This is a genomic window from Pseudokineococcus sp. 5B2Z-1 (assembly GCF_037482305.1).
Classification (GTDB): domain Bacteria; phylum Actinomycetota; class Actinomycetes; order Actinomycetales; family Quadrisphaeraceae; genus Pseudokineococcus.
On sequence record NZ_JBBHZG010000003.1, the window covers coordinates 104,628 to 114,326 of the forward strand.

General features: G+C 75.6%; 8 protein-coding genes. 7 read left to right on the forward strand and 1 reads right to left on the reverse strand.

Annotated features, from left to right (window positions below):
• The first annotated feature begins 36 nt into the window (after window positions 1–36).
• The 3 genes from WDV85_RS08980 to mshC are packed head-to-tail and all read left to right on the forward strand — an operon-like array spanning window position 37 to window position 1,967.
• The gene (locus WDV85_RS08980) at window positions 37–423 is read left to right on the forward strand and encodes a carboxymuconolactone decarboxylase family protein (RefSeq protein WP_339570280.1); all 387 of its coding nucleotides are present in this window, start codon (window positions 37–39) and stop codon (window positions 421–423) included.
• A complete protein-coding gene (locus WDV85_RS08985; RefSeq protein ID WP_339570281.1) occupies window positions 420–689 on the forward strand; it encodes a hypothetical protein in 270 nt (89 codons plus the stop codon). Before WDV85_RS08980 ends, WDV85_RS08985 begins: the two co-directional genes overlap by 4 nt.
• Window positions 690–698: 9 nt before the next feature.
• Window positions 699–1,967 carry a cysteine--1-D-myo-inosityl 2-amino-2-deoxy-alpha-D-glucopyranoside ligase gene (mshC, locus tag WDV85_RS08990; RefSeq protein WP_339570282.1) on the forward strand — a complete coding sequence of 423 codons (1,269 nt, stop codon included), beginning with the start codon at window positions 699–701 and terminating at the stop codon, window positions 1,965–1,967.
• A 90-nt stretch (window positions 1,968–2,057) separates the two neighbouring features.
• On the opposite strand, the gene WDV85_RS08995 is transcribed toward mshC, so the two are convergent.
• Window positions 2,058–2,951 carry a PAC2 family protein gene (locus WDV85_RS08995; protein ID WP_322790133.1) on the reverse strand — a complete coding sequence of 298 codons (894 nt, stop codon included), beginning with the start codon at window positions 2,949–2,951 and terminating at the stop codon, window positions 2,058–2,060.
• 138 nt (window positions 2,952–3,089) lie between these two features.
• Here WDV85_RS08995 and metH point away from each other — a divergent pair, with 138 nt between their 5' ends.
• From metH to WDV85_RS09015, 4 genes are all read left to right on the forward strand, one after another.
• The gene (gene metH / locus WDV85_RS09000) at window positions 3,090–6,674 is read left to right on the forward strand and encodes a methionine synthase (protein ID WP_339570283.1); all 3,585 of its coding nucleotides are present in this window, start codon (window positions 3,090–3,092) and stop codon (window positions 6,672–6,674) included.
• 61 nt (window positions 6,675–6,735) lie between these two features.
• Window positions 6,736–7,494 carry an HAD family hydrolase gene (locus WDV85_RS09005; RefSeq protein ID WP_339570284.1) on the forward strand — a complete coding sequence of 253 codons (759 nt, stop codon included), beginning with the start codon at window positions 6,736–6,738 and terminating at the stop codon, window positions 7,492–7,494.
• A gap of 108 nt (window positions 7,495–7,602) precedes the next feature.
• Window positions 7,603–9,279 (forward strand): ABC transporter substrate-binding protein, encoded by a 1,677-nt coding sequence (locus WDV85_RS09010; RefSeq protein WP_339570285.1) that lies wholly within the window; start codon window positions 7,603–7,605, stop codon window positions 9,277–9,279.
• A gap of 88 nt (window positions 9,280–9,367) precedes the next feature.
• The coding region (locus WDV85_RS09015; RefSeq protein ID WP_339570286.1) for an ABC transporter permease at window positions 9,368–9,699 on the forward strand (332 nt) is incomplete at its 3' end.

Genomic DNA, 9,699 nt, shown 5'->3' on the forward strand with positions numbered 1-9,699 from the left:
CTGGCGCCCCGGCGCGGTCACGAGCACCCCCGGGGCGTGCTCGTCGACGTGCCGCCCGAGGCGCAGGCCCCTCGCGTGCTGGCGGACTTCTACCGCGCCCAGCGCGAGCGCTGGGGCCTCCTGCCCGACGACGCCGGGGCCTTCGCCCCGCGCCCGGACGTCGCAGCGGCCTGGGCGGCGCTGGGCGCCGCCGTCGTCGCGCCCATGGACCGGCGCCGCTACGAGCTCGTCAGCATCGCCGCGGCCCGCGCTCTCGGGAGCACCTACTGCACGGTGGCCCACTCCTCCTTCCTCCGGGACGTCTGCCACGACGAGGCCGCCCTGCGGGCGCTCCTCGCCGATCCGAGCGGCGGCGGCCTCGCCGAGCCGGACCGGAGCGTCGTCCGCTTCGCCGCCGAGGTCGCCGTGGCCGCCCCGTCGTGACCCGCGACGACGTCGAGGCGCTGCGCTCCGTGGGCCTCACGGACGTCGACGTGGCCGACGTCGTCTACGCCGTCGGCGCCCGCGCCTTCTTCACCCGGGTGCTCGACGGCCTGGGCGCGCTGACCGACCACCGGACGGCGGCGACCTTCGACGACGAGGACCTGGCGACGATGGTCGTGGGCCGTCCGGTGGGTCCGCCCGCCCCGGCCGAGGGCGGGCCGGCGGACGCGTCGGCGGCGTCCGGGGCGGTGGTCCCCGCCGACTAGGGTCGCGCCGTGAAGTCCTGGTCCTCCCCGCACCTGCCGCACCTGCCGGGCACGGGAGGGCCCGTCTCGCTGCACGACAGCGCCTCCCGCAGCGTGCGCCCCACGACGCCGGGCCCGGTCGCCGGTCTCTACGTGTGCGGCATCACCCCCTACGACGCCACCCACATGGGGCACGCGTCGACCTACCTCGCCTTCGACCTCCTCGTCCGCGCGTGGCGCGACGCCGGGCACGAGGTCCGGTACGTCCAGAACGTCACCGACGTCGACGAGCCGCTGCTCGAGCGCGCCACCGCGACGGGCGTGGACTGGCGCGACCTGGCGGTCCGCGAGACCGACCTCTTCCGCGAGGACATGACGGCGCTGGGTGTCGTCCCGCCGGACGTCTACCTCGGCGCCGTCGAGACGGTGCCCCGGGCGGCCGCGGCCGTCTCCGAGCTCGTCCGCCGCGGCGCCGCGTACCGGGTCGAGGCCACGGGCGACGTGTACTTCGACGTCACCGCCGACGAGGCCTTCGGCGGCGTCAGCGGGTACGACGCCGCGACGATGGCGCAGCTGTCGGCCGAGCGGGGCGGCGACCCGACGACGCCGGGCAAGCGCTCCCCGATCGACCCCGTGCTGTGGCGCGCCGCCCGCGAGGACGAGCCGTCCTGGGACGGCGGCGACCTCGGCCCCGGGCGCCCCGGGTGGCACATCGAGTGCGTCGCCATCGCGCTGGACCACCTCGGGCCCGGCTTCGACGTCCAGGGCGGCGGCTCCGACCTCGTCTTCCCCCACCACGAGATGGGCGCCTCCCACGCCCACGTCCTCACGGGCACCCGGCCCTACGCGCAGCTGTACGCCCACGGCGGGATGGTGGCGCTCGACGGCGAGAAGATGAGCAAGTCGCGCGGCAACCTCGTGCTCGTCTCCGCGCTGCGCCGCGCGGGGGAGGACCCGGCGGCGGTGCGCCTCGCCGTCCACGCCCACCACTACCGCGACGACTGGCCCTGGACCGACGAGGGGCTGCAGGTCGCGCGCGAGCGGCTGGCGCGCTGGCGGGCCGCCGTGGCGATGCCCCAGGGCCCCGACGCCTCGCGGGTGCTCGACGGCGTCCGCAGCCGTCTGGCCGACGACCTCGACGCCCCCGGCGCCCTCGCCGTCGTGGACGCGTGGGTCGACGCCCAGCTGGCCCAGGACCTCTCGCACGTCCCGGGCGACCCGCAGGGCGACGGCCAGGGCCCGGCGCTGGTGGCCGACGTCGTCGAGGCGCTGCTCGGTGTGACGCTGCGCCTCGGCTGACCGGGGACGCCCAGCCGTGCGGGACCGGGCGTCGGGCACGGCTCCGCGTCCCCGGTCGTGGCCGGCCCGAGCGGGCGGGAGCCCGTCGCGTCAGGCGGGCGGACCCGCCGGGCCGCGCCGCGGGGGGCCCTCGTCGCCGCGGCGGCGCAGGTAGCGCTCGAACTCGCGGGCGATCGCCTCGCCGCTCGCCTCGGGCAGCTCGGCCGTGTCCTTGGCCTGCTCGAGCTGCTGGACGTACTCGCCGATCTCCTCGTCCTCGCCGGCGAGCTCGTCGACGCCGCGCTCCCACGCCTCCGCCTCCTCGGCGAGGTCCTCGAGCGGCACGGGCGCGCCGATGACCTCCTCGACGCGGCCCAGCAGCGCGAGGACGGCCTTCGGCGAGGGCGACTGCCCGACGTAGTGCGGCACGGCGGCCCACAGCGAGACCGAGGACAGCCCGCGCTCGGCGGCCGCGTCGGCGACGACACCGACGATGCCGGTGGGGCCCTCGTAGCGCGAGGGCTCCAGCGCCAGGTGCTCCATGGACGGCGCGTCGCCGGTGCTCGTGATGGGGATGGGCCGCGTGTGCGGCACGTCGGCCAGCAGGGCGCCGAGCGTCACGACGGTGCGGGCGCCGACGGCGGCGGCCCGGTCGAGCAGCTCGGCGGTGTAGGAGCGCCAGCGCATCGACGGCTCGATGCCGTGGACGAGCACGACGTCGCGCTCCCCGCCCGGCGGCCGGGCCCACGCGAGGCGGGTCGTCGGCCAGGTGATGCGGCGGCGGCCGTCCTCGTCGAAGCCCGTGACCGGCCGGTTGACCTGGAAGTCGTGGTAGTCCTCCGGGTCGAGCTCGCCGAGCGGCGTCTCGCCCCACACGCGCGCCAGGTGGTCCAGCGCCCCGCTCGCCGCCTCGGCGGCGTCGTTCCAGCCCTCGAAGGCCGCGAGGACGACGGGGTCCCTCAGCTCGGGCACCGGGCCCGGCGACCGCTGCGCCTGCTCGCTCACACGTCCTCCTCGTCCTGCCGCCCGCCGCCGGGGCCAGGGCGCCCCCGGCCCACGGGGGCGGACGGCCCCGCGAGCAGCGCGTCCACCCTACGGGCGCGCACCCGGCGCGCCCGACGACGGCGCCTAGCATCGACGCCCGTGAGCGACCGTCCGCAGCGCCTGCGCGCAGCCCTGGCCGAGCGAGTCCTCGTGGCCGACGGGGCCATGGGGACGATGCTCCAGGCCGCCGCTCCCGGGCTCGAGGACTTCGAGGGCCACGAGGGCTGCAACGAGGTCCTCAACGCGACCCGCCCCGACGTCGTGCGCTCGGTGCACGAGGCCTACCTCGACGTCGGCGTCGACCTCGTCGAGACCAACACCTTCGGCGCCAACTGGGCCAACCTCGCCGAGTACGGCATCGAGTCGCGCATCCGCGAGCTCGCCGCCGCGGGGGCGCGCGTGGCCCGGGAGGCCGCCGACGGCGCGAGCACCGCCGACCACGAGCGCTTCGTCCTCGGGTCCATGGGTCCTGGCACGAAGCTGCCGAGCCTCGGCCACGCGCCGTACGCGCTGCTGCGCGACGCCTACGCCGAGCAGGTGCTCGGGATGCTCGACGGCGGCGTCGACGCGGTGCTCGTCGAGACGGTGCAGGACCTCCTGCAGGCCAAGGCCGCCGTCGTCGGCGCGCGCCGGGCGATGCGCGAGGCGCGGGTCGAGGTGCCCGTGCTCGTCCAGGTCACCGTCGAGACGACCGGGACCATGCTGCTCGGCAGCGAGATCGGCGCGGCGCTCACGGCGCTGGCCGCCCTCGGCGTCGACGGGATCGGGCTCAACTGCGCCACGGGGCCGGCCGAGATGGGCGAGCACCTGCGCCACCTCGCGCGCCACGCCGCGGTGCCGGTGACGGCGATGCCCAACGCCGGGCTGCCGCAGCTGTCCAAGGACGGCGCCTACTACCCGCTCTCGCCGGACGAGCTGGCCGAGGCGCACGACCGCTTCACCCGCGAGTTCGGCCTCGCGCTCGTCGGCGGCTGCTGCGGCACGACGCCCGAGCACCTGCGCCAGGTCGTGGAGCGGGTGGGCGGGCGCCCCCTCGCGCCCCGCGACCCGCGGCCCGAGCCCGGCGTCGCGAGCATCTACCAGCACGTGCCCTTCGCCCAGGACGCGAGCGTGCTGTCCATCGGCGAGCGCACCAACGCCAACGGCAGCAAGGCGTTCCGCGAGGCGATGGTGGCGGGGGACTGGGAGCGGTGCGTCGAGATCGCCCGCGGCCAGACGCGCGACGGCGCGCACCTGCTCGACGTCTGCGTCGACTACGTGGGTCGCGACGGCGTCGCCGACGTGAAGGAGGTCGTCAGCCGGCTGGCGACGGCGTCGACCCTCCCGCTCGTCATCGACTCCACCGAGCCCGCCGTCATCGAGGCGGGCCTCGAGCTCGTCGGCGGCCGCGCCGTCGTCAACTCCGTCAACTACGAGGACGGCGACGGGCCCGGCAGCCGCTTCGCCCGGATCATGCCGCTGGTGCGCGAGCACGGCGCCGCCGTCGTCGCGCTGACGATCGACGAGCAGGGCCAGGCGCGCACCGCGGAGACCAAGGCCGCCATCGCCACGCGCCTCGTCGAGGACCTCACGGGCACCTGGGGCATGGACGAGGCCGACGTCGTCGTCGACGCGCTGACCTTCCCCATCGCCACCGGCCAGGAGGAGACGCGCCGCGACGGCGTCGAGACGCTCGAGGCCATCCGCGAGATCAAGCGCCGCCACCCGCGCGTGCAGACGACGCTCGGGCTGTCGAACATCTCCTTCGGCCTCAACCCGGCGGCGCGCGCCGTCCTCAACTCGGTGTTCCTCCACGAGGCGGTCGCGGCGGGGCTGGACTCCGCCATCGTCCACGCCGCGCGGATCATGCCGATGGCGAGCATCCCCGACGAGCAGCGCGAGGCCGTGCTCGACCTCGTCCACGACCGGCGGCGCTACGACGACGAGGGCGCCGTCACCTACGACCCGCTGCAGCGGGTGCTCGAGCTCTTCGAGGGCGTCGACGCCGCCTCCGTGCGCGCCGACCGCGCCGCCGAGCTGCTGGCGCTGCCGCTGGGGGAGCGGCTGTCCCGGCGCATCGTCGACGGCGAGCGCAAGGGCCTCGACGCCGACCTCGACGAGGCGCTCGCGGCGGGCACGAGCCCCCTCGACGTCGTCAACGACCACCTCCTGGCGGGCATGAAGGAGGTCGGCGAGCTCTTCGGGTCGGGCCAGATGCAGCTGCCCTTCGTCCTGCAGTCGGCCGAGGTGATGAAGGCCGCGGTCGCGCACCTGGAGCCCCACATCGAGGCCGAGGCCGCCGCGAGCGGCACCGCCCGGCAGGCGCGCGCCAAGATCGTGCTCGCCACGGTCAAGGGCGACGTCCACGACATCGGCAAGAACCTCGTCGACATCATCCTGTCCAACAACGGCTACGACGTGACGAACATCGGCATCAAGCAGCCGATCAGCGAGATCATCCGCGTCGCCGAGGAGACGGGCGCCGACGCGATCGGCATGAGCGGGCTGCTCGTGAAGTCGACCGTCGTCATGAAGGAGAACCTCGCCGAGCTCAACGAGCGCGGGCTCGCGGCGCGCTGGCCGGTGATCCTCGGCGGCGCCGCGCTGACCCGCGCCTACGTCGAGACCGACCTGGCGGAGATGTACGAGGGCGAGGTGCGCTACGCCCGCGACGCCTTCGAGGGCCTGCGGCTCATGGACGCCATCGCGGCGGCGCGCACGACGCCGGGCGCGAGCGTCTCCGAGACGCTGCCCGCCCTGCGGCCGCGGCGCGTGCGCCGTCGCGCCGGCGCCGACGACGAGGGCGGCGGCGTCGCGCTCGCCGAGGGCGAGGACCCGCGCGCGCGGCGCTCGGACGTCGCCCGCGACGTCACCGTCCCCGTCCCGCCGTTCTGGGGGACGCGCGTGGTCAAGGGCGTGCACCTGGCGGACTACGCGTCCTACCTCGACGAGCGCGCCACCTTCCTCGGCCAGTGGGGCCTGCGCGGCGCCCGCGGCGGCGAGGGACCGTCGTACGAGGAGCTCGTCGAGACCGAGGGCCGCCCGCGCCTGCGGATGTGGCTCGACCGGGTGCGCACCGAGGGCATCACCCGCGCCGCCGTCGTCTACGGGTACTTCCCGTGCTGGTCGGAGGGCCAGGACCTCGTCGTCGCCCACCACGAGGGCGACGGCACGGGCGGCGAGCCGGGCACGGAGCGGCTGCGGTTCTCCTTCCCCCGCCAGCGGCGCGACCGGCGGCTGTGCCTCGCGGACTTCTTCCGCGACAAGGGCGAGGTGGAGGCGCTGGGCCGGCCCGACGTCCTGCCGCTGCAGCTCGTGACGATGGGCTCCCAGGTCGCCGAGGTGACCGGGGAGCTGTTCGCGCGCAACGCCTACCGCGAGTACCTCGAGCTGCACGGCCTGTCGGTGCAGCTCACCGAGGCGATGGCCGAGATGTGGCACGCCCGGGTGCGCACCGAGCTCGGCTTCGGCGCCGAGGACGCGGACGACCTCGACGGCGTGCTCGGGCAGGGCTACCGCGGCTCGCGCTACTCCTTCGGCTACCCGGCGTGCCCGGACCTCGAGAGCCGCCGCGACCTCGTGCGCCTGCTCGAGCCGGAGCGCATCGGCGTCGAGCTGTCCGAGGAGCTGCAGCTGCACCCCGAGCAGTCGACCGACGCCCTCGTCGTCCACCACCCCGAGGCCAAGTACTTCAACGCCGTCTGAGGGAAGCGCCCCCCTCCCGCGGCGGAGGAGGCGCCACCCGCGGGCTGGCAGACTCGCGGCCATGCCCGCCGAGACCACCCCCTCCGCCGTGGCGAGCACCGGCAGGGGGCGCGAGGGGCTGCCCGACGCCGCCCTGCCCGACAGCGCCCTGCCCGACGCCGTCCTGTTCGACATGGACGGCACGCTCGTCGACACCGAGCCGGTGTGGTGGGCGGCGGAGCGCGCGCTCGTCGAGGCCCACGGCGGGGTCTGGACGGACGCGCAGGCGATGGCGCTGGTCGGCAACCAGCTCGAGGTGTCCGCCGAGGTGCTGCGGCGCGAGGGCGGCGTCGACCTGCCCGTGCGGGAGCTCATCGAGGTCCTCGGGGCGCAGGTCGGCGCGGAGCTGCGGCGCGACCCGCGCTGGCGGCCCGGGGCGCACGCGCTGCTCACGGGCCTCGCGGAGCGGGGCGTCCCGCTCGCGCTCGTGACGATGTCGTGGCGCTCGATGGCCGACGCGATGCTCGCCCACCTGCCCGCGGACCTCTTCGACGTCGTCGTCACGGGCGACGCGTGCGAGCACGGCAAGCCGCACCCCGAGCCCTACCTGCGCGCCGCCGCCGCCCTCGGCGTCGACCCCGCGCGCTGCGTCGCCGTCGAGGACAGCCCGACGGGCCTGGCCTCCGCCGAGGCCGCCGGCGTGCCCGCGATCGCCGTGCCGCACGTCGTGGCCCTGCCGGAGGGGCCGGGGCGCACGGTGGTCCCGACGCTGGCCGGCGTCGGCCCGGAGGACCTGCTGCCGCTCGTGGCCCGCCGGGGGAGCACCGCCACCGGATCGTGACCGACGAGTCCTGCGTGGAGGCCTCCCCAGGCGGGCCGGCGCGCACTAGCGTCACTGCGCCGCCGACCGGACCGGTCGCGGCTTCCCCGAGGTGACGGAGCGACATCCATGGTGCGAGGCATCGGCGGACGGGCCGCGGCCCTGCTGGCGGCCGGGGCGCTGCTGGCGACGGCGGGCTGCGCGGAGAGCCAGCGCGACGACGCGGGCGGCGGCGAGGCCAGCGGCGACGGCGGGGGCGGCGGCACCTTCGTCTTCGCGGCGAGCTCCGACCCCGTGGTCCTGGACCCGGCCTTCGCCAGCGACGGCGAGACCTTCCGCGTGGCGCGCCAGATGTTCGAGGGCCTCGTCGGCACCGAGCCCGGCACGCCCGACCCGGCGCCGCTGCTGGCGGAGTCGTGGGAGACCAGCGACGACGGCCTCACGTACACCTTCGACCTGCGCGACGACGTGACGTTCCACGACGGCACGACCTTCGACGCCGAGGCGGTCTGCGCCAACTTCGACCGCTGGCACGGGTGGACCGGGCTGCAGCAGAACGAGAACATCTCGTACTACTACAACTCGATCTTCCAGGGCTTCGCCGAGAGCGAGGACCCGGAGCTCGTCGGCGGCCTCTACGACAGCTGCGAGGCGCAGGACGAGCAGACCGCCGTCGTCACGCTCACGCGCCCCTTCGCGGGCTTCATCGCCTCCCTGTCGCTGCCCGCCTTCTCCATGCAGAGCCCCACGGCGATGGAGGAGTACGACGCCGACAACCTCGAGGGCACCGCCGACGACGTCCGCTTCAGCGCCTACGGCACGGAGCACCCCACCGGCACCGGCCCCTTCCAGTTCGGCAGCTGGGAGCGCGGGCAGTCCGTGACCCTCGAGCCCTACCCCGACTACTGGGGCGACGCCGCGAAGGTCGACGAGGTCATCGTCCAGACCATCGCCGACGGCAACGCGCGCCGGCAGGCGCTCGAGGGCGGCCAGGTCGACGGGTACGACCTCGTGGCGCCGGGCGACGTCGCCGCGCTCGAGGACGCCGGCTTCCAGATCGAGGAGCGCGCGCCCTTCAACGTGCTCTACCTCGGCATGAACCAGGCCGTGCCCGAGCTCGCCGACCCGCGCGTGCGCCAGGCCATCGCCTACGCCATCGACAAGGACGCCGTCATCAGCCAGTCGATGCCCGAGGGCACGACGGCGGCGACGCAGTTCATGCCGGACATCGTCACGGGCTACTCGGACGACGTCGAGACCTACGACTACGACCAGGACCGGGCCCGCGAGCTGCTGGCCGAGGCCGGCCAGAGCGACCTGACGGTCGACTTCGTGTACCCGACCGGCGTCTCGCGGCCGTACATGCCGAGCCCCGAGGACACCTTCGTCGCCATCCGCAGCCAGCTCGAGGCCGTCGGCATCACCGTGAACCCGGTGGCGCTGCCCTGGTCGCCCGACTACCTGGACCGCATCCAGGGCACCGAGGACCACGGCCTGCACCTGCTCGGCTGGACCGGCGACTACAACGACCCCGACAACTTCGTCGGCGTCTTCTTCGGCACCCCGAAGAACGAGTGGGGCTTCGACAACCCCGAGCTGTTCACCGCCCTGTCCGACGCCCGCGGCCTCGCGACGGCGGACGAGCAGGGCCCGGCGTACGAGGCGATCAACCAGCAGATCATGGAGTTCCTGCCGGGCGTGCCGCTCGCCTCCCCGGTGCCGTCGCTGGCCTTCGCCGAGGACGTGGAGGGCTACGAGACGAGCCCCGTCCAGGACGAGGTGTGGAACGGGGTGACGGTCAGCTGACCGGAACCCCGCTCCCGCCGGCCGCCGCCCCCCGCGGGGCGGCGGCCGGCGCCGCGCCGGGAGCCCCCGGTCGTCCCGGGAGCCCGGCGTGCTGAGGTTCGTCGTCCGCCGCCTGGCGCTCGTCGTGCCCGTGCTGCTCGGCCTGTCGGTGCTCCTCTTCGCCTGGCTGCGGGCGCTGCCCGGGGACCCGGCGCGCACGCTGCTCGGCGAGCGCGCCACGCCGGCGGCGGTGGAGCGCATCACCGAGGCCTACGGCTTCGACCGCCCCCTGCCCGCGCAGTACCTCACCTACCTCGGCAAGCTGCTGACGGGCGACCTGGGGACGTCGTCGCGCACGGGCGAGCCCGTGCTCGAGAGCTTCCTCCAGCGCTTCCCCGCGACGGTCGAGCTCGCCGTCGCGGGGGGGGGGGGGGGTGGCTT

Excerpts from the sequence above, each read along its gene's own strand:
- WDV85_RS09010 (WP_339570285.1), top strand. The coding sequence starts at position 7,603 with ATGGTGCGAGGCATCGGCGGACGGGCCGCGGCCCTGCTGGCGGCCGGG.
- WDV85_RS09005 (WP_339570284.1), top strand. The coding sequence starts at position 6,736 with ATGCCCGCCGAGACCACCCCCTCCGCCGTGGCGAGCACCGGCAGGGGG.